This is a genomic window from Dokdonia sp. LLG6352-1, assembly GCF_045055815.1.
Classification (GTDB): domain Bacteria; phylum Bacteroidota; class Bacteroidia; order Flavobacteriales; family Flavobacteriaceae; genus Dokdonia; species Dokdonia donghaensis.
Genome location: NZ_CP159329.1, coordinates 1146460 through 1166657, shown reverse-complemented (window position 1 = coordinate 1166657; position 20198 = coordinate 1146460). Strand labels below are relative to the sequence as shown.

At 39.3% G+C, this 20198-nt stretch carries 17 protein-coding genes; 7 read left to right on the top strand and 10 right to left on the bottom strand.

The window, feature by feature from the left end:
* The 5 genes from ABVM49_RS05305 to ABVM49_RS05285 all read right to left on the bottom strand — a co-directional run bounded on the left by ABVM49_RS05305 (position 1) and on the right by ABVM49_RS05285 (position 9080).
* Positions 1-1419 carry a hypothetical protein gene (locus ABVM49_RS05305; protein ID WP_405203347.1) on the bottom strand — a complete coding sequence of 473 codons (1419 nt, stop codon included), beginning with the start codon at positions 1417-1419 and terminating at the stop codon, positions 1-3.
* Between the two features lie 168 nt (positions 1420-1587).
* On the bottom strand, positions 1588-3711 hold the full coding sequence (locus ABVM49_RS05300; RefSeq protein ID WP_405203346.1) for a Tex family protein: 2124 nt from the start codon (positions 3709-3711) through the stop codon (positions 1588-1590).
* A gap of 4 nt (positions 3712-3715) precedes the next feature.
* Complete coding sequence (gene metG / locus ABVM49_RS05295; RefSeq protein ID WP_405203345.1) at positions 3716-5803, bottom strand: methionine--tRNA ligase; 2088 nt, start codon at positions 5801-5803, stop codon at positions 3716-3718.
* A 157-nt stretch (positions 5804-5960) separates the two neighbouring features.
* Entirely contained in the window at positions 5961-7613 is a 1653-nt protein-coding gene (locus ABVM49_RS05290) for a DUF1501 domain-containing protein (RefSeq protein ID WP_405203344.1), read from the bottom strand.
* A gap of 9 nt (positions 7614-7622) precedes the next feature.
* On the bottom strand, positions 7623-9080 hold the full coding sequence (locus ABVM49_RS05285) for a DUF1800 family protein (protein ID WP_405203343.1): 1458 nt from the start codon (positions 9078-9080) through the stop codon (positions 7623-7625).
* A gap of 113 nt (positions 9081-9193) precedes the next feature.
* On the opposite strand from ABVM49_RS05285, the gene ABVM49_RS05280 reads away from it, so the two are divergent.
* On the top strand, positions 9194-10093 hold the full coding sequence (locus tag ABVM49_RS05280; RefSeq protein WP_405203657.1) for an LD-carboxypeptidase: 900 nt from the start codon (positions 9194-9196) through the stop codon (positions 10091-10093).
* A gap of 7 nt (positions 10094-10100) precedes the next feature.
* Positions 10101-10460 carry a YraN family protein gene (locus ABVM49_RS05275; protein WP_405203342.1) on the top strand — a complete coding sequence of 120 codons (360 nt, stop codon included), beginning with the start codon at positions 10101-10103 and terminating at the stop codon, positions 10458-10460.
* Between the two features lie 14 nt (positions 10461-10474).
* On the opposite strand, the gene ABVM49_RS05270 is transcribed toward ABVM49_RS05275, so the two are convergent.
* Together ABVM49_RS05270 and ABVM49_RS05265 are read right to left on the bottom strand one after the other, a co-directional pair.
* Positions 10475-11299 (bottom strand): helix-turn-helix domain-containing protein, encoded by an 825-nt coding sequence (locus tag ABVM49_RS05270; protein WP_405203341.1) that lies wholly within the window; start codon positions 11297-11299, stop codon positions 10475-10477.
* Between the two features lie 174 nt (positions 11300-11473).
* Positions 11474-12397, bottom strand: a complete 924-nt coding sequence (locus ABVM49_RS05265) for a LysR family transcriptional regulator (RefSeq protein WP_405203340.1) — start codon at positions 12395-12397, stop codon at positions 11474-11476.
* An 89-nt stretch (positions 12398-12486) separates the two neighbouring features.
* Between ABVM49_RS05265 and ABVM49_RS05260 the strand changes: the two genes are divergently transcribed.
* Genes ABVM49_RS05260 through ABVM49_RS05240 form a run of 5 tightly spaced genes read left to right on the top strand, consistent with a single transcriptional unit; the run spans position 12487 to position 15337 of the window.
* Complete coding sequence (locus ABVM49_RS05260; protein WP_380031843.1) at positions 12487-12735, top strand: hypothetical protein; 249 nt, start codon at positions 12487-12489, stop codon at positions 12733-12735.
* 30 nt (positions 12736-12765) lie between these two features.
* A complete protein-coding gene (locus ABVM49_RS05255; RefSeq protein WP_013750507.1) occupies positions 12766-13074 on the top strand; it encodes a hypothetical protein in 309 nt (102 codons plus the stop codon).
* 30 nt (positions 13075-13104) lie between these two features.
* Positions 13105-14067, top strand: coding sequence for a sodium-dependent bicarbonate transport family permease (locus ABVM49_RS05250; RefSeq protein ID WP_405203339.1), 963 nt, complete (start codon positions 13105-13107; stop codon positions 14065-14067).
* A gap of 48 nt (positions 14068-14115) precedes the next feature.
* Positions 14116-14427, top strand: a complete 312-nt coding sequence (locus tag ABVM49_RS05245; RefSeq protein ID WP_405203338.1) for a hypothetical protein — start codon at positions 14116-14118, stop codon at positions 14425-14427.
* Positions 14428-14452: 25 nt separating this feature from the next.
* Positions 14453-15337, top strand: a complete 885-nt coding sequence (locus tag ABVM49_RS05240) for a YitT family protein (protein ID WP_405203336.1) — start codon at positions 14453-14455, stop codon at positions 15335-15337.
* A gap of 45 nt (positions 15338-15382) precedes the next feature.
* Here the strand turns inward: ABVM49_RS05240 and ABVM49_RS05235 are convergent, their stop codons facing one another.
* From ABVM49_RS05235 to mfd, 3 genes are all read right to left on the bottom strand, one after another.
* On the bottom strand, positions 15383-16063 hold the full coding sequence (locus tag ABVM49_RS05235) for a DUF2490 domain-containing protein (RefSeq protein WP_405203335.1): 681 nt from the start codon (positions 16061-16063) through the stop codon (positions 15383-15385).
* 2 nt (positions 16064-16065) lie between these two features.
* Positions 16066-16608, bottom strand: a complete 543-nt coding sequence (locus tag ABVM49_RS05230) for a hypothetical protein (RefSeq protein WP_405203334.1) — start codon at positions 16606-16608, stop codon at positions 16066-16068.
* Between the two features lie 185 nt (positions 16609-16793).
* Positions 16794-20192, bottom strand: coding sequence for a transcription-repair coupling factor (gene mfd, locus ABVM49_RS05225; protein ID WP_405203333.1), 3399 nt, complete (start codon positions 20190-20192; stop codon positions 16794-16796).
* Positions 20193-20198: the final 6 nt, after the last annotated feature.

The following is a 20198-nucleotide window of genomic DNA, read 5'->3' as shown; positions in this document are numbered from 1 at the left end:
CTAGAATTTTCTAATTACATACATATCTGCCTCTTTATAATACATTCCCAAAAAATAGTCGTCTTCTATATTGAAAAATGTCTCTGCTACATTTTTTATATCAGGACTAAGGAAGTCTCTTCTCTTCAACATAAGTGAAGAAGCTTCTACATCTGGCAAATGATTAAATGACTTATCAAACACACACTCTACACTAGTGTAATGTGTTACAGAATTTGTATCCATCATCAAGAAAGAAGGATTAAATGCAAAAGTAAATGCTCCTACTGAGGCAATTGGTATTCCTGCCGCAGGGTTCATCATTGCTACTCCTCCGCCGCCGTTCATAAGCTGTTTTCCTCCTAAGGTGATTTGGTAATTTCCATTTACAGATGAGACAGCAATACCATTACGATCACTACTTATTTTTCTAAGAAATTGAGATGTTTTTTCAATTAATTTATCATCTTCTGTTTTTGCTAATATAATTGAGGAATTAGTAAAATCCATTTTATTATCTTTTTCCACACCAAATTGTTTAACTAGCGTGCTATCCCTTCTATTTGTAACAGTCACAATCATTTCCTTTTTAGAAGAAACAATTTGAAACAAATAATGATCTTTTAAAAATGAATTTGCCTTCCATCCATATTCTTGAATTTTTGGCCTTGGCCTAAAAAAGGTTTGTTCCCTTACTTCAAAAGTCTTCAAAGAGATGTCAAAAATATTGACTACAGTATTACTATAGTCCACGGTAAATACAAGATGATTATCATTAATTAAATAAAATTTAAGCAGTTCTGCCGCTTGCTTCATTGTCGTTTTATCATCGGGCAAAACTTTTGAAGTATACTTATTTCTAAGGATCTTCTTTAAATTCATCTCAAAACCCTTAGAGCTATAAAAAGTATTTTCTATTACAATCTCATTACGTGTCACCACACCTTGATCATCAACACTGTAGTGTATTAAATTAGAAGAATCCCTATCTATGGTTAACAAGTACATTTTATCCCCTAAATTAAAAAACTCTATAAATGTTTGTTTCTTGAGATTTAGGTCTAAGGTTTTTGTTGTCACTTTATGATTTTCAAAATCAAAAACCGTACTTGTGAGTGAACCCGTATCAAACCCTTTAGAAATTAGTTGATACTGGTTATTGCTTATCGTATAACCCATTACTGCAACATCCTTTTTCAGGACTTTATCTCCTTTTATGGTAGAAACTTTCTTATAATCCTTATCATATAAAATTGCTTCAGTAGACCTTGACCCTAAAAGAAAAAGGACAAAAGAACCATCTTCCTTATTGACTACTGTCATTGATTCTTTTAATTTACCTTTTCCATCGCCTATTACATCTTTAATTTGCACAACGGCCTTCTGTGCTGAAACTAGTGAAACAATTAGTACAAATAGAATGGTGAAAAATGATTTCATAAATGATTTGATTGATTGATGTCTTAAAACTCAAATATAAACTGCAAAGGAGATATTTCACAACCTAAATCTAAAAACATCGTTTCTATAAGGTCAGATAAAATATTATTACAAAATTTGGTATGCCATCAACTATTGTTTGGTAAGTTTCAAAATGGATCTTACATTTTACTTCTCCAACTTCAATTGTATCCTCTTTCTTGCGATATCTACTTCTAGTACTTTTACAATAACTTGCTGCTGTAAACTTACGTGAGCACTTACATCACTCACGAAACCATCTGCAAGGTTTGAAATATGTATGAGACCGCTTTCTTTAATACCTATGTCTACAAAGGCTCCAAAAGCGGTTACATTATTTACAATCCCTGGTAGCAATTGGCCTGACTGGACATCTTCTATAGTGCGTATGTTTTGATTAAAAGTAAAAACCTTTGCTTTTTCTCTAATGTCTAGCCCGGGCTTTTCTAGTTCGCTTATAATATCGGTGAGTGTAGGAAGTCCCACCTCATCCGTTACATACTTTTGAAGGTCTATTGATTTAAGAAGGCTTGTGTTTCCTATCATTTCGGCAACAGATACTTTTTGATCTTTGGCTATGCTTGCAACCAACTTATATCTTTCTGGATGTACCGACGAGTTATCTAACGGATTTTCGGCACCCGTGATTCTTAAAAAGCCTGCGGCTTGTACGAATGCTTTTCCTCCCAGACGTGGTACCTTTTTAATCTCTTGACGTGTTTTAAAGGGTCCTTCGCTTTCGCGAAAGCGTACTACACCTTCAGCCAGTTTTGGTCCAATACCTGACACATAACTCAACAGCGGAGCACTTGCTGTATTTATATTTACACCCACGGCATTTACACAGTTTTCTACCGTTTGATCTAGTGATTTTTGAAGTGCGGTCTGATCTACATCGTGCTGATATTGCCCTACGCCAATTGACTTTGCATCTATCTTCACCAGCTCTGCCAGCGGGTCTTGCAACCTACGACCTATAGAAACTGCACCACGAACTGTCACATCATAATTAGGGAACTCATCACGTGCAATCTTGCTTGCACTGTAAATAGAAGCCCCTGCCTCACTCACTACAAAAACCTCCATCGCATTCTTAAAATGGATGCGCTTTACGAGTCTTTCGGTCTCGCGGGAAGCCGTACCATTACCAATGGCGATTGCTTCAATTTTATAAGCATCTGTAAGACTTGAGATCTTTTTTATCGCGCCTTTGTCATCGTTTTTTGGTGCGTGTGGGTAGATGGTTTCATTATGTAACAACTGTCCCTGTGCATCTAGGCACACCAGTTTACAACCTGTTCTAAAACCTGGGTCTAGCGCAAGAATACGCTTCTCACCTAGCGGCGAACCAAGGAGTAATTGTTTTAAATTTTTTGCAAAAACCTGAATAGCAGTTTCATCTGCTGTTTTCTTTGCTTCTGAGAGACGCTCATTGCTCAATGCAGGAAATAATAGTCGCTTGTAAGCATCTTTTATGGCAAGTTCAATCTGTGTGGCGCTGTCGCCACGAGAGCGTATGAGTTTGCGCTCTATTTTGTCAAGCGCTCGCTCATCATCAATGACAACTTTGACACGGATGTAACCTTCATTTTCGGCTCTTAAAATGGCAAGTAGTCTGTGTGACGGACAGCGGCTTAGTGACTCAGACCAGTCAAAATAATCACGGAATTTCTGCGCTTTTTCCTCATCTGCCATTTTCTTAACCACCTTCGTCTCTATGGTGGCAAAACGTTTTAACTGCTCACGTATATTGTTACGTATATCTGCACGCTCGTTAATCCACTCGGCTATAATGTGACGTGCTCCTTCTAGTGCACTTTGTGCATCTAGTACTTCGCTATTGGTATATCGATGCGCTAGTCCTTCTGGGTCTTGCGCATTTTGAGACATAATGATTTTGGCTAGTGGTTCTAGTCCGTTTACACGTGCTGTCTCGGCCTTCGTTTTACGCTTTTTCTTGTAAGGCAAATACAAGTCTTCTAGGGTAGCAAGATCTTGCGTTTTTTCAATCTTATCTTGGAGTTCGCTGCTAAGGACGTCTTGCTCTTCTAGTGATTTAAGAATTGATTTTTTACGTTTTTCTAAAGTCTCAAACTGCTCTTTAAGCTCGATAATTTTTCCAATCTCCACCTCATCTAGTCCACCTGTGGCTTCCTTGCGGTAGCGCGCTATAAATGGGAGTGTGCAGTCTTCGTTGAGGAGATCTAGTGTGTTTTTTACACCTTTTTCTGATAAGCCTGAGCTTTTGATTACGTATTGTAAAACCTCCACACGCTTAACTTATCATATTCCCATTCCCCACACCATCAGTATCAGGATTCACAAAAACCAACTTACCGCTAGCATCCTCTGTCATTAAGATCATTCCTTCACTCTCTACACCACGTAGTGCTCTAGGAGCCAGGTTTACAAGTACCGTTACTTGTTTCCCTATTACTTCTTCTGGAGTAAAGCTCTCTGCTATACCAGAAACGATGGTACGCACATCAATACCTGTATCTACTTTTAAGATGAGGAGTTTCTTTGTTTTCTTCATCTTTTCTGCTTCGATAATCGTACCTACTCGCATATCGAGTTTTGTAAAATCGTCAAAGGTAATTGTGTTCTTTTGTGGCTCTACAACTGCATTTTCGGCAGCGGCTTCTGCTTCATTTGCAGCTTTGCTTGCTTCTAGCTTATCTAGCTGCACTTGTATCTGACTGTCTTCTATTTTTGAGAAGAGTAATTGAGATTTATTAATGGTATGACCAGCTGGAACTAAGACCTCCTTAGATGATATATCACTCCATTGTAAAGCGTTCTCATCTGCACTTAAACTTACATTAAGAATATCTTTCAGTTTTCCGCTTGTATGCGGTAATAACGGCTCGCTTAAAACAGAAAGTGCAGCTGCAATTTGTAAGGCTACATACATTACTGTTTTAGTGCGTTCTTCATCTGTTTTGATCGTCTTCCACGGCTCTTCGTCTGCTAGGTATTTGTTTCCTAGACGAGCGAGGTTCATAAATTCTGTTTGGCTTTCGCGAAAGCGGTATTTTTCTATACTGCTACCTATCACTGCGGGGTATGCTTTTATAGCATCTAGCACCTCTGTATCTAAACCATTAAACGCACCCGGCTCTGGTATCGTACCATCATAATACTTATGTGTAAGCACGGTAACTCTGTTAATGAAGTTTCCGAAAATGGCTACGAGTTCGCTATTATTTCTAGTTTGGAAATCCTTCCAAGTAAAATCATTATCCTTAGATTCTGGTGCGTTTGCAGTAAGCACATAACGCAACACATCCTGCTGATCTGGAAATTCTTCAAGGTACTCGTGTAACCATACCGCCCAGTTTTTTGAAGTAGAAAGCTTGCGCCCTTCAAGATTTAAAAACTCGTTTGCAGGCACGTTATCTGGTAAAATATACTCACCGTGACCTTTGAGCATCGCAGGGAAAATTAAACAGTGAAAAACGATATTATCCTTCCCAATAAAGTGAAGTAGCTTTGTGTTTTCATCTTTCCAGTACGGCTCCCAGTCTTTGCCTTCACGTGCTGCCCACTCCTTTGTAGAAGAGATGTAACCTATAGGCGCGTCAAACCAAACGTACAGCACTTTTCCATCTGCTCCCTCTACCGGTACTGGGATTCCCCAGTCTAGATCACGAGTTACGGCACGAGGTCGCAGTCCATCATCTATCCAAGATTTGCACTGCCCGTACACATTAGTTTTCCAGTCTTTTTTATGCCCTTTTATGATCCACTCTTTAAAGAAGTCATTGTATTGATCTAGTGGCAAAAACCAGTGTTTTGTTTCCTTAAGTGTAGGTACAGCTCCTGTTATGGCACTCTTTGGGTTGATAAGGTCTGTTGCGTTGTGCGAAGTACCACAGTTTTCACACTGGTCTCCATAAGCCTCCTCATAACCACACTTAGGGCACGTTCCCGTCACAAAACGGTCTGCAAGAAACTGATTTGCCTCGGCATCATACAGCTGCTCGTTAGTTTCTTCTATAAACTTACCTTGGTCGTACATATTCTTAAAAAACTCAGACGCTGTATCGTGGTGAATTTTTGCAGAGGTACGTGAGTAGTTATCAAAAGTGATCCCAAAATCTTCAAAAGATTTTTTGATTATCGCATTGTACTTATCTACCACATCTTGAGGGGTAACGCCCTCTTTTTTTGCTTTGATTGTGATGGGCACACCGTGCTCATCACTTCCACATATAAAAGCAACATCTGCTCCTTGCATACGCTGGTAACGCGCATAAATATCTGCCGGAACATACACTCCTGCAAGGTGGCCTATGTGTATAGGTCCGTTAGTATACGGCAGTGCCGCTGTAATTGTATATCGTTGTGGATTCTGAGACATATTGTGTTCTTTAAGAAGCGACAAAAATAAAGAAAAACAAGCTAGTACCTACAGCTTTTACAAGCCAGGTCACAATAGCTGCAACTTGAGATGATGCAAAGTAAGGAGGGATTTATTACGCTTTCGCGAAAGCGGACTCACAACTACATAAAACTGCTTATTTTACAAGAATACTCTTACTGTATTTTTTACCCGAAAACTGAATCTGATAGATGTATTGTCCCGTAAACAATCGCTTATTAATGCGTTCTTTAACATTAAACTTTTGTGGTCCTTCGTACATAAAGTCATTTACCACTGTACCCACTTCTTGCCCTAATAGATTGTATAAGGTAACGGTCACCTTTGCCGTGCTATTCATCGTAAACTCTATAAAAGTGTCATTACCCTGAACACTGCTCCAGTGCTGAAAAGTATCTGCTCTATCAAAACTTCCAGAAGAGAGAGACTCACAGTCAAAACCTAGGTCTACACTCTCAAAAGATTGCCCGAGCAACACCTCATCTACCAGCCCGCTATCTATACATAGCCATTGCTTAAGCATTGTAGCATACACTTGTCTAAAATCTGTACCGTACTTTAAATTTCCTACTTGATCTGGATCTTGTAAATCTGGATGCGTACCCACAAAACCGTTGCCCTGCATCGCTGGGCCAAAAACCATAACAGGCGATGCCGCCCCGTGGTCTGTTCCATTTGATCCATTTTCTTCTATACGACGCCCAAATTCTGAAAAAGTCATTGCCATCACATTAGTATGCATACCGCTTGCCTCAAGATCTGTAAAAAAGTCTTTCATACCACGAGCTACTTGCTCCATTCTATTATCGTGCGTTTCTTGCTGGTTTGCGTGCGTATCAAAACCGCCTAGCGTCACTAGATATACCTTTGTACCTAGACCTCCCTTGATCATTCTTGAGATAATAGCGAGTTGTCTCCCTAAGCTTTGCGTATCATACTCAACGGCATTTGTAGCATTTTCATAAGCTTCGTTTATGGTATTCGCGTAGGTAAATGTGGTGTTAGTCATACCACGCATAAATTCTAACTGCTCACCAAAGGTGCATCCCGGTACATCTAGCACATCGTGTAGCAGCCCATTTTCGGCAATGCTAGAAAGTTGCGCAGGATTTGCTACAGAAAATGCATAGCTATTATCTACCCCATCAAAAATGAGATTACCTTGACTCCCTATCTGTATAGCCGCAGGAATCTCTGGCGGATTAATAAGAAAATCTGGATATAAATTTTCAAAATAACGCCCCAGCACGCCCGTCTCCTCATAATTTACAGCATCTCCAGATGCCCAGATATCTGAACTTCTAAAGTGTGACAGATTTTGATCTGGATAGCCTACACCGTGTACCACACGCATTGCACCATCTCCCCATAATGACTGTAAGTCTGCCATAGATTGTGGTATCCCAAAATCTGCATTGAGGTTGTACAAACTGTTTTCTGTATGTCTTATAGATGGTCTATTATTGGCATAAAAATCATAATCATAAACCGGCACAATTGTATTGAGACCATCATTACCTCCTTTAAGACGTACTAGAACGAGTACGCGGTCTTCATTTTCGGCAGTGGTGAGGGCTGTTGTTAATCTTGAGGGTGCAGATGCTGTAAGATTTGTACCTCCTAGCATAATGCTTCCACCACCTACTAAACCCAGAGCCTGCATAAAACTTCTTCTATTCCAAGTGCTGTGCTCATCATCGTGATGTGCGTCTTTAAGACTTGCTGTAGGTCCCGTTGCTGTTCTTTTTTTTGCTTTCGCGAAAGCGTGATTCTTATCGTGAGTACACATAGGGCAGGGTTATTTGAGTTGAAATTCCGGCATTCTAAAAATATGGTGAATAAGCAAGATGGTTTGATATGCCGCCGAATCAAAATTCCAGTTCCATATACCATCTTCCCAGTAATTTTCTGGTGTTTCCCATTTAAAAATAGCCTCTGCTATCTCATAATCTGCCTCTGTGTACAGTGGTCGTGATAAAAAGTAGTCTACTATTGTTTTTGTAATTACTACTGGGTCTGTGCTTGAGTTTGTAAGGGCTTGCGCAAAATCTCGATATTGATACCCGGTCTCTAGCCAGAAATTCCAACTTAGGTTCTCAAGGCTTAGCCATCTCCCGGTAAGAGTGCTAGAGTTTATCCAGTCGTGGTTGCGCTGCCAGCCAGCTACATCTATAGGTTGAAATAAATTTTGACCCAGCATATCTGAGATATAATTTGCATAACTCGCAAAACCATCATCTGTATCATTATAGGTAAAATCTAGCTCGTTATAAAAGGTCATTATGAGATCATACGGACTTTTTACAATCATCCCTATCGCATTTTGATCAAAAAAATGCTCGCTCTTAAAAAGCATCTCTAGTACTGGCTCAATCTCCCAGTTTTGGTCCATAAATAGCGTTGCCATTTCTGCTACGATAGTATCATTTATGTCTGGACTTACAAAGTATGTATATAGTTTAGTACAAATTGTAGTGGCTATAATGCTCGCTTTTTGCTCAAAGAGAATATCTATCACATCATCATATCCCCAGGGTCCTGTCTGTCCAAAAATTGTTTTTTCTGAACTATCAAAGGTGCTCTCATCAAATGTAATGGCGGCCCCGTACTCTACCCAGTGGTTATACCCCGTGAGCGCTCTGGAGGTCTCTTCTATATCTTGCTGTGTGTAGCCATTACCTTCACCTAATGTAAACAGCTCATAAAGTTCACGCGCATAATTTTCGTTTGGGTTTTGGCTAGAGTTTTCAAAACCGTTGAGAAAAAGAAGCATCGCAGGGTTGAGCCCCATCTCTCTTACGAAGGTTTTAAAATTACCTAAGCAATGCGTTTGCAGTATATCCCAGTATTGAAAAGTATAAGGTGCGTAGAAGTAGGTTTCTATTTGCGTCACAAAATGATTGAGCCAGAAAAATGTGAGACGCCCTTTTAAGTTTTTATCTCTTATATCTTTTGCCGCTTGTCTATACCACTCGCTTATAAACTCATTATTTTCTGTATCATAATCATTAAAGTCACTCAAATCCCAATAAGCCCAAGCAGGTGCAGGGGTGTTGGGTGTGGTTTGAGCTTCTAGTAACAGTGTGTCTACAACTTCTTGAGGCGTTTGTGACAAGGCCGCATCTAGCACTGTAGTCGTGGCACCATATGCGAGTCTTTTATACAAGTGTTTTACCTTCATAACATCCCAAGGGTTACCTGTGCTAGGTACATATGGGGTTATGGAAGCTGTGTTGCAAGAGGAGATAATTTCCATAAGGGGTTGATTTAGAGCACCTCAATATAACTAAAAGTGGGGACTTAGGTAAATGATCATTATAAACCCAAAAAGTTTAAATGTTAGTATATTGAGGTGTGAAAAATAAATCAATGGTTACACCTCCATATCTTAGATACGGCGATAAAGTCGGAATAGTTGCCACGGCACGTAAAATTTCTAAAAAAGAACTTGAAGAGGGCATCGCGCTTCTTGAAAGTTGGGGCTTAGTTCCCGTGTTGGGTAACACCATAGGCCTAGAAGACAATCAGTATGCTGGGACAGATTTTCAGAGAGCACAAGACTTTCAGCAAATGATGGATAACACGGAGATTAAAGCCATCTGGTGCGCTCGCGGCGGCTACGGGACAGTGCGCATAGTAGATGATCTAGATTTTTACAAGTTTGTCAAATACCCAAAGTGGATAGTGGGCTACTCAGATGTGACGGTTTTACACAGTCACATTCATAAAATAGGCTTCAAAACGATACACGCCACAATGCCGGTTTCTCTTGAAGATAATACCGCTTTCGCGAAAGCGTCATTAAAACAATCCCTTTTTGGCGAGCAACCTAACTTTAGTTACAACACCACAAATAAACTTAATAGACTAGGCACTGCAAAAGGCACGCTCGTAGGCGGAAACCTCTCTATACTTTACAGTCTATGTGGTAGTTGCTCCGATTTAGATACAGCGGGTAAAATCTTATTTATAGAAGACCTAGATGAGTACCTCTATCACATAGATAGAATGGTAGTCAATCTAAAACGCAACGGGATGCTGGATCACTGTGCGGGTATGGTTGTGGGTGGTATGACGAAGATGCACGATAACAGAATCCCTTTTGGAAAAACGGCTCAAGAGATTGTACTAGATGCAGTAAAAGAATGTGACTTCCCAGTATCGTTTGACTTCCCAGCAGGTCACGTAGATAATAATAATGCGTTGAAGTTGGGGAGTGAGATTGAACTTGTTGTTACTCAAAATAACACTAAAATAACTTACCTCTAAACAACTGATGACCCCAAAAGAACTAGGCGAATACGGCGAAGAACTAGCAACCCTGCATTTAATAAAGCAGGGTTACACGATTCTTGAACGTAATTGGTTTTTTGGAAAAAATGAAGTCGACATTATCTGCCAGAAGGAAGAAGGCGTCCTCGTTGTGGTAGAAGTAAAGGCGCGTAACTCAGATTTCTTTGGCGATCCGCAAAGTTTTGTGAGTACTGGTAAGCAAAAGTCTATCGTAAAAGTGTCAAATGAATACGTACTAGAAAATGACCTAGATGTAAAAGTACGATTTGACATTATCGCAGTACTCAAAAACTCAAAGCAAGAATGCCTTGAGCATTTTGAGGATGCGTTTTATTTCTTTTAAAATGATAGTTCTTATTAGCCTAATTGTTTTTTGATCATATCAATCGCTTTTAAAATAATAAGGATATTAAATACCTGTGCCACGATACTTAATGGCAGCGCTACAATGGCCAAAATTATGGTGCAAAAGAAAACACCTAGTACAATATACCCGATACCGGTGCCTTGAGATAAGGCCCCTAACCCTTTGAGCTTATACAACGCATATCCAAAAACGAGAAAAGCTACACCATACAAAACTGAGGTTATAATACCATAAGCGATATCTGAGATATACGTGCCGTGCACATCTATAATGGTAATTAAGTTTGCAATAATCTCTACCGTGATAAAAACTAGTGCAGCCGCTTTTAATATACTCGCCTTAAAGAGGTTTCCTATTAAAATGAAAGCCCTCATATGAAATATAAAAAATACGATTGCAAAAAGAGCTAGCAGTCTAAAACCTATATCTCCAGCAAAATATACATTTTCAGTCTCGTAGTGATAAGTGTCAAAAATCTGAAGTATAAACACAATCATACTCAAAATAGCAGCAATCCAGCCTATGTGAAGTTGTTTAAATAGATATGATACATCCTTACTTTCATCTATTTCAAAAAGCATTGCTTTTTTTACTTTAGCCTCAAAAATGGTGTCTTCTTGCAAGTCATCTAGATCTCTATCTAGCGCAGAGAGTATGGTTTTAATCGTGTAAACACGTGGCATTGTTTCTCCAGCTTCTATGCGCTGTATTGTGCGCACAGAGATATTACATTGCGCTACAAGTTCTTCCTGCGTTAATCCCTTTTGCTGGCGCAGTTCTAAAATCTTTTGTCCTAATTCTGGTTGTTTCATCATAAATGTTTTGCCTTGTAATGATGCGCATCAAATGTACAAGAAGTTCTACACTGCAATAGTATGGCTCATTTATGATTTGTTTCGTTTTTTGAACAGTATTTAACCCGACATTTGCACGTCACTTCAGTAAAGACAACGTTTTGCACGTATTACGCTTTCGCGAAAGCGTACCCTTTAATATGTATCTAACCACCCAAAATGCTTCTCATTAAGCGCTGTTTTATGCTCCTCGAGGTAACTCACAAAGGCTTGTGCGGTGGGAGAAAGCTGCTTGCTTTTTTGCCAGATGAGATTCCAGTGTGTGGTGATAGGCAATCCTTTGCTCGGGATGATTTGAGCATCACCGCTCGTAAGTGCATTTTTAAGCCCCACTAACGGAAGTATAGAAATACCTATTCCAGAAATCACTGCTTGCTTTACCGCCTCGTTTGAGGTAAGCTCTATTTTTTTACGAGTAGGAAGTTGTCTGTCTGCAATATAATTTTCCATAGCTGCCCGTGTTGCAGATCCTTTTTCTCTATACACCACGGGTAGCTTATCAAAATCCTTTTTTGAAATGGTTTTACCTGAGTACGTGTGCTGCCTACCTCCTACTAAAAATAGTTTGTTAGGGATGAGTCTCACTTTATCTATCGCGATATGATCTGGAACTACAGATACTAGGGCAAAATCTGTTTCGTTTTTTTCAAGATGACGTACCACTCTGGTCTTGTTTGTCACATCCATCTCTAGATCGACACCAGGATGCATATTCATAAAATCTGTGATGTAATAGGGCATCAAATATTTACCCGTGGAGACGATTGATATCTTTAATTTACCCGAGAGCTGACCTTGATAAGCCATCGTTTTGTAATTAATTGCATCTACTTCGGCAATTATTTTACGTGCTGCAGCTGCAATTTCTTCACCAAAATCTGTTACAAATAATTGTCTCCCCACAACTTCCGTAAGCGGAATAGGAAACTGATTTTGAAAATTTTTAATCTGTATCGAGACCGCTGGCTGCGTGAGATGTAGCTCATCTGCAGCTTTTGTAATGCTCTTAAATTCTGTAACCTTCAAGAAGACTTGAAGCTGGTGCAATGTATAATGCATTAAAATTATTTATGTAATTCATTATAAATATAAATAAAAATATATGAACTCTAGCCCACATCTTTGCACCATCAAAACAATGAGAACCTATGTTACAAAAATTAAAAATTGACTCGTTTAGAAATGACAGGTACACACCTCAAGAGATCAAGACCAGTATAACCATAAACTGGACGGCTCTATTTTTTGTCTTAAAAAATTTGATGCTACTTGCTATCCCTATGGTAGCCATTACACTCTCCATTTTTTCAGACTACCTGTTCCTTAAAGAAATTCTATCTGCTAGTTTTTTAATAACCCTTCTAGTGTTTATAAACATTGCTAGTAGAGCATCTTAATCTCTTATTCATTTAAAAAAATCATTTACTATGAAAACATTACAAACAGAAACTGCAACAATGACAGATCAAAAAATCAACCTCATAGATGGAGTATTTACAGCAACCGAAGCTGGAGATATCTTACACGCAATGCTTGATAAGAAGATCAACTTTCACAAATTACAACGCTTAAGCCGCACCGAAGGTAACATAGATGATGCCTGTGAGTATGATAGTGGACGTATTATAGAGCTACTAGATGAGAAAGGAAAATTAAAAAGCTTTTTAAGTGACGTGCGTGCAGATGGAGGTAAACTAGAAATAAAAAGCACTGTAGAGATACGCATCAAAAAGTAATTACCACACTAAGACACCTAATCCTCTTTTATGGACTTACATCTACTGGTTGATAACTTGACCAACCCTGCACTCTTATTTTTCTTTTTAGGATTACTAGCGGTACAACTCAAAAGTGACTTAGCCATACCGCCTAGTTCTTCAAAGTTTATTTCTCTTTACCTCCTACTTTCTATAGGATTTAAGGGAGGACAAGAGCTCGCTCACTCAGCGTTTAATATGGAGATTGTCTGGTCATTAATTTTTGGAGTAGTCCTTGCTCTTTCAGTTCCCCTGTATGCATTTTTTACACTTAAAAAGCGCGTCGGAGTTCAAAATGCCGCGGCTATCGCCGCGGCATATGGCTCTGTAAGTGCTGTAACCTTTGTTACTACAGTCGCTTATCTAGATATGGAGCAAATTGCATATAGCGGGTATATGGTTGCGGTTATGGCCATTATGGAAGCGCCGTCTATTATAATAGGAGTGCTTCTTATGATGCTATTTACGGCAAACAGAGACAAGACTATCTCTATGGGTAGTATTATCAAGCACTCTGTGACTAATGGGAGTGTACTATTAATTATAGGAAGTCTCGTCATAGGTTTTATGGCAAGCGATGCACAAGCACAAGGCATTGCTCCTTTTACCACAGATATTTTTAAAGGTTTTCTAGCTGTCTTTTTACTAGATATGGGAATCTCAAGTGGTAAAAAGATAGGAAGCCTCAAAGAGTATGGCGTTTTTCCTTATGTATTTGCAATTGCCGTCCCTATTGTAAATGGTATTATCGTGAGTTTACTAAGTGGTTTTATAACAGAATCTGTAGGTAACAGATTACTCTTTGCCATACTTGCAGCAAGTGCCTCTTATATTGCAGTCCCTGCCGCTATGAAACTCGCTGCGCCTAAAGCAAACGAAGGCCTATACTTACCTATGGCACTTGCTATTACCTTTCCCTTTAATATCACACTGGGAATGCCGCTTTACCTCTGCATTATAAACTGGAGCTAATATATTTTTAATCACGCTTTCGCGAAAGCGTACTCAAAACCTTACTTTATGATTCTCTCACAAAGCAATACCCTAACAGAAGATATAACAGCAGCGAGAGTAGCAGGTTTTACCTCAGATTTTATGTATAGAGAGGGGCGTTTATTGTGTAGAACTAATAATCGCTGGTATCAAATAGAAGACCTCACACTTATAGAATATTGCAGGCACGAGGGAATGAATGACCCAGGGGATAGTTCGATTTTATTTTTGATAGAGACTAATGATTCTATAAAAGGTTGCCTTACGAGTGCCTATGGTAAAGATGCAGATACAGACCTCATAAGTTTTGTAATGAGCTTAGAAAAGAAAGAGAAATAACTATCTTAACATAAAACCAAAAGGTATGGCAAAGATATTAAAATCACTTTCTGAGTATGTACAAATTGCTATAGGTATTGCCCTCTCGAGTATAGGCCTCAAGGCCTTCTTACTACCTAATGGGTTTCTGGATGGTGGAGCAACGGGTATCGCTATTTTATTAAGTAAAAAGTTAGATCTAGACATCTCCTTACTGCTTTTTATTGTGAGTATTCCGTTTCTAGTGTTGGGATTTTATAAGCTTTCGCGAAATATTCTTTTAAAAAGTACAATGTCCATCTTGATACTAGCAGTCCTTATAGGTGTTGAATCATTTCCTATTATCACTGAAGATAAGTTACTCATTGCGATTTTTGGTGGTATGTTTTTAGGAGCTGGTATTGGCATCAGTATACGCAACGGTGCGGTACTTGACGGATCTGAAATTCTAGGAATTTATGTCTTTGACCTTTTTGGTATAAGCATAGGTAAGACCATTCTGGCATTCAATATTGTTCTATTTATTATCACTGCATTAGTACTTAGTGTAGAGGTTGCTCTGTATTCCATACTTACCTACATCGTGACCGCAAAGTTTATCGATTTTTTTATAGAAGGGTTTGAAGATTTTATCGGCATTACTATCATATCACCGTCATCTGAAGAAATAGAACAAAAGATTCTTAAAGAACTAGGCACTGGTATCACCGTCTATAAAGCGGCGGCAGGTTACGGCAGTACGGGTCAAAATAGTGAACGCCGTGTGATACAAACCGTGATAAACCGTATACACCTGCGCAAAATACACAAGCTCATAGACTCCTGCGATCCCGATGCTTTTATTGTAGAGTTTGACGTGAATAACGTAAAAGGAGGAGTTTTAAAAAGGTATCTGAATCCTCAAAGTTCAAAAAAGCTGGCTAGTCTTTAGCGCTATTTAATAAATCACTACTTACGCTTTCGCGAAAGCGCAACCCTACAAACTCAAGTAGTATCCCAGATTTATCCAGAATCGATGATTTGCAGTAGCTTTAAGAAATGAATCCATACGGTAGTCTATGCCAATCTCTAGTTTATTTGCATCGTTTACATAATACCCCAAAGTAGGCACAAACCTGACCTCGAGATCTGTTGCATCTCCTTGAATTGAATATACATACTCGTTCCCTAGTTTTAAATACACTTCTCCCGGGTCTATAAACTCACCATTGAGCGATATATCTGAAGATAGTCTGTATCGCACTCTAAACTCAACTTTTTGCCTAGCATTAAATGTTTGATCTGTACGGAAGCGATGCCCCAAGCGAAAACCAAAATAAGGTACGGTAAATGAGTACTGTTGTATCGCACGGTGTATAAGGTCCTTATCACGAAAACGAGCTAAATATCCTATTCCCACTTTTGCATCTACTCCCACAGTGCGCGTGGCAACGGTGGTGACATCTAGCAAGGAGTAAAATACATCTGTATCATTAGTACCCTTAAAATCGCCTTCACTTACTTCAAAACGTGGCGCAAATTCTACATTGATGTTCCACAGCGCATTGATTTTTGTGCCAATATTTACTTCTGGAAGTATACCCACTTCATAAAGCGATTGACCGTAAAGCAAAGCGCTCGTAAAAAATATGAGTATAAAGGATGAGAATTTAAACATACTCAAAAGCGTAGAATATTATCACGTCGTATGCTTACCTGAGACCTACTTATGAAGGTTCCTTTCTCGTTAAAAAGAACTTCATAACGCTTTGATTTTTTACCAGAATTACGTGTTTTTACAACGACCTCATAATGCGGAATGAGTGATGAAGCTACGAGCTTTTTTGCAGTCCTATTTATTATTTCTTTTACCGTATTATTATACTGCGCTTGTATTTTTTCTACCTTAAAATAATCAAATTCTTGCGCAAAATAGCTGGTTATCTCTTGTTTAGTATCTTCTGGTAAATCTCCTAAGCCAATGACAATTTCTACATCTTGTAGCACACCATCTTTTGTAAACTCTACACTGTGACGTTGTCCTTTGTATTTAAACTTTGCTTCAATACTAGCGCCATCATCACCTACTTCTTGTAGCCATTTTACTGAACGATTTATATTGAAAGTTGCTATGAAATCTTTTGCTTTTTGCGGTACAAGCTCGGGTTTAATTCGGTATTCTCTTTCCGTTTTTACGGCATCTTGTGCTTGTGCACGACTCACTGATGTCAGTAGCAAGACACAGATACACATTGAGAAAAAAGAATACTTAGTCCACCCGGTCTTCCTTTTTTGAGTTAAATAGCCATCCCAAGGGTAACCAAATCACAAAGAACAGAAACTTCCCAGTTACTAAACCTATAATGGTAATAATTGCAGCGATTACCGCAAGCGAAGTTTTCCAAGATTTACTCATCACCTACTGAGGTCTTTTCGGTTACTTTTTGAGTACTCGCTGGCATTAATGGTCTTAATAATGCAACTACGTCATTTACAGTTTTTGCATCGTCAGATTTTAAGAGAAGTCTAAGCCCTTTCGACAGTTTCTTTTCTTTGATGCTCACGCGGTATGCATTTTCTTGTACAAACTTAAGCACACGACCAAAGGTAGGACTCTGGTAAAAAGAGCTTTGCTGGTCTGCTATAAAGAAGCCTGTGAGTTTGCCGTTTTTCATTACTACCTTCTCTAGACCTATCTTAGTTGCTACCCACTTAATGCGCACAGAGTCTAGCAAGTCTTCGGCCTCATCTGGTAAGGGGCCAAAACGATCTACAAGTTTTGCCTCAAAGGCATCTAGCTGTTCTTCGGTTTTTACATTATTCAGGTCAGTGTATAGACTAAGGCGCTCTGTAATGCTATTTACATAATCATCTGGGAAGAGAAGACTAAAGTCGGTATCAAGTACGGTGTCTTTTACGTATTCTCTTTCTTCTTTCGCGAAAGCGGGATCATCTTTATAAAGCTCTGCAAACTCATCTTCTTTGAGTTCATCTATGGCCTCGTTAAGGATTTTTTGATAGGTGTCAAAACCTATTTCATTAATAAAGCCACTCTGTTCTCCTCCTAATAAATCTCCTGCCCCACGTATCTCAAGATCTTTCATCGCGATATTAAAACCGCTTCCTAGTACAGAAAACTGCTCTAGCGCCTGGATACGTTTTCTAGCATCCTCGGTCATTACAGAGTATGGCGGTGTGATAAAATAACAGAAGGCCTTTTTATTACTTCGTCCCACACGACCACGCATCTGGTGTAGGTCTGAGAGTCCAAAGTTATTTGCATTGTTTATAAAAATGGTATTTGCATTAGGTACATCAAGACCACTCTCAATTATAGTGGTTGAGACCAGTACATCAAACTCCCCATTCATAAACGAGAGCATTTTTGCCTCTAGGGCTTTACCTTCCATCTGGCCGTGACCTACGCCTACTTTTGCATCTGGCACAAGGCGCTGTATGAGGCCAGCGACTTCCTTTATATTCTCTATACGATTATGAATAAAAAATACCTGACCACCACGTTGTATCTCATACGAAACGGCATCTCGTATCACCTCTTCTGAGAAGCGCACAACATTACTTTCTATAGGGTAACGGTTAGGTGGTGGCGTGGTGATGGTACTAAGATCACGAGCCGCCATAAGTGAGAATTGTAAGGTACGAGGTATAGGTGTTGCTGTGAGTGTGAGCGTGTCTACCGTTTCTGAGATAGTCTTGAGTTTATCTTTTACGGCTACACCAAACTTCTGCTCTTCGTCAATTACTAGGAGACCTAGGTCTTTAAAAATGACATTTTTACTTGTGAGCTGGTGCGTACCTATCACAATATCTACCGCACCACTCTCGAGGCCAGCGAGCACTTCTCTTTTTTCTTTGGCTGTACGGAAACGGTTGAGATACTCTACGGTCACTGGGAAACCTTTAAGGCGTTCTTTAAACGTACGCGCGTGTTGGTAGGCAAGTATTGTGGTAGGAACTAGTATTGCTACCTGCTTACCGTTATCTACCGCCTTAAACGCGGCACGTATGGCAACCTCTGTTTTACCAAAACCTACATCACCACACACGAGTCTATCCATAGGGCGATCACTCTCCATATCGCGTTTTACATCTTCTGTAACGCTGCTTTGATCTGGAGTGTCTTCATATATAAAACTCGCTTCTAGCTCGTGCTGCATATGGGTGTCTGGCCCAAAGGCATATCCCTTTTGCAAGCGGCGTTTTGCATAGAGTTTTATAAGGTTAAAGGCTATGTGTTTTACCTTAGATTTTGTTTTTGCTTTAAGCTTTTTCCAGGCTTGGCTTCCTAGTTTATATACTTGTGGCGGCTTACCATCCTTACCGTTGTACTTGGTGATTTTATGTAATGAGTGTATACTCAGGTATAAGATGTCACGCTCACCATAAATGAGCTTGATGGCTTCTTGCATTTTACCCTCAACGTCTATCTTTTTGAGTCCGCCAAATTTTCCTATACCGTGATCTATGTGCGTGACATAATCACCCACACTTAGGTTAGTAAGCTCCTTGAGCGTGATGGCTTGCTTTTTTGCATAGCCATTTTTGATATTAAACTTATGGTAGCGTTCAAAGATCTGGTGATCTGTATACACCACCATTTTTGTGTCATTATCTACAAAACCTTGATAAAGTGATAGCACAATGGTCTCATAGGACGATACAATAGCATCTGCATCATCAAAAATGTCTTGAAAACGCTTTGCTTGTTGCTCACTACTACAGGTGATTATATTCTTATAACCACGAGCGTGGTTATCATTTAAGTTTTCTATAAGAAGGTTAAACTGCTTATTAAAAGATGGCTGTGGCGCCACATCAAAGGTGATGCTATGTTCTATCTCACCTACCTCTGCACTACTGCCTAAATCTATAGTGATAAATGAATCTAGTTGCTCTTTTAGATTTTTACCGTGACAAAAAAGCTCTTCTGGCGAGTTGCGTTTTACCTCTTGTGAGAGGTTTTCAAAAGCTTCTTCGGCTTTAGAAAAGTTCTGATCTGTACGATCATATAGTAAGGACCTGTTTTTAATAAAAACAACTGTCTTTGCAGAGATATATTTTAAGAAACTAGCTCTTGTTTCTTCTAATGCCTTGTTCTCCACATTAGGCATTATTGATATTTTCTTTACTTGGTCTAAAGACAGCTGACTCTCAACATCAAAGGTTCTAATACTATCTACCTCATCGCCAAAAAATTCTATACGGTACGGCCTGTCGTGCGAAAATGAAAATACATCTACAATACCTCCACGCACCGAAAATTCACCCGGCTCTGTTACAAAATCTACTCTTTTAAAACGATACTCAAAGAGCATCTCATTTATAAAATCTAGCGATAACTTATCATTTACAGTCACCTTGAGCGTTTGTCTATCTAGCTCCTTACGTGTCACTACTTTTTCAAATAACGCATCTGGATACGTCACGATAAGAGCTGGCTTTTTACGTGAGTTTACACGATTAAGCACCTCTGCACGCAACAAGATATTTGCATTATCTGTCTCCTCAATTTGGTAAGGACGCCTATAACTGCCAGGGTAAAACAGTACGTTTTCTTCCTTGCGCAAGGCTTCAAGATCATTGAGATAGTAAGCCGCTTCTTCCTTATCATTAAGGATTAATAATACGGGGCGCTCTTGGCCTTCAAAAAGCTGACTTACAGCAAAAGATAAGGACGATCCCGTGAGACCTTTTGCTTGTATACGTTGAGAATGGGCAATAGCTTCCCCTAGTTTCTGCAGTGGCAGAGACTGTGCAAAGTGCTGTGAGAGTTCTGATTTACTCAAGAAATA

Excerpts from the sequence above, each read along its gene's own strand:
- ABVM49_RS05245 (WP_405203338.1), top strand. The coding sequence starts at position 14,116 with ATGATTCTCTCACAAAGCAATACCCTAACAGAAGATATAACAGCAGCG.
- ABVM49_RS05275 (WP_405203342.1), top strand. The coding sequence starts at position 10,101 with ATGACCCCAAAAGAACTAGGCGAATACGGCGAAGAACTAGCAACCCTG.
- ABVM49_RS05265 (WP_405203340.1), bottom strand. The coding sequence starts at position 12,397 with ATGCATTATACATTGCACCAGCTTCAAGTCTTCTTGAAGGTTACAGAA.
- ABVM49_RS05285 (WP_405203343.1), bottom strand. The coding sequence starts at position 9,080 with ATGGAAATTATCTCCTCTTGCAACACAGCTTCCATAACCCCATATGTA.
- ABVM49_RS05305 (WP_405203347.1), bottom strand. The coding sequence starts at position 1,419 with ATGAAATCATTTTTCACCATTCTATTTGTACTAATTGTTTCACTAGTT.
- ABVM49_RS05235 (WP_405203335.1), bottom strand. The coding sequence starts at position 16,063 with ATGTTTAAATTCTCATCCTTTATACTCATATTTTTTACGAGCGCTTTG.
- metG (WP_405203345.1), bottom strand. The coding sequence starts at position 5,803 with ATGTCTCAGAATCCACAACGATATACAATTACAGCGGCACTGCCGTAT.
- ABVM49_RS05260 (WP_380031843.1), top strand. The coding sequence starts at position 12,487 with ATGTTACAAAAATTAAAAATTGACTCGTTTAGAAATGACAGGTACACA.
- ABVM49_RS05270 (WP_405203341.1), bottom strand. The coding sequence starts at position 11,299 with ATGATGAAACAACCAGAATTAGGACAAAAGATTTTAGAACTGCGCCAG.
- ABVM49_RS05255 (WP_013750507.1), top strand. The coding sequence starts at position 12,766 with ATGAAAACATTACAAACAGAAACTGCAACAATGACAGATCAAAAAATC.
- ABVM49_RS05290 (WP_405203344.1), bottom strand. The coding sequence starts at position 7,613 with ATGTGTACTCACGATAAGAATCACGCTTTCGCGAAAGCAAAAAAAAGA.
- ABVM49_RS05250 (WP_405203339.1), top strand. The coding sequence starts at position 13,105 with ATGGACTTACATCTACTGGTTGATAACTTGACCAACCCTGCACTCTTA.
- ABVM49_RS05280 (WP_405203657.1), top strand. The coding sequence starts at position 9,194 with ATGGTTACACCTCCATATCTTAGATACGGCGATAAAGTCGGAATAGTT.
- ABVM49_RS05240 (WP_405203336.1), top strand. The coding sequence starts at position 14,453 with ATGGCAAAGATATTAAAATCACTTTCTGAGTATGTACAAATTGCTATA.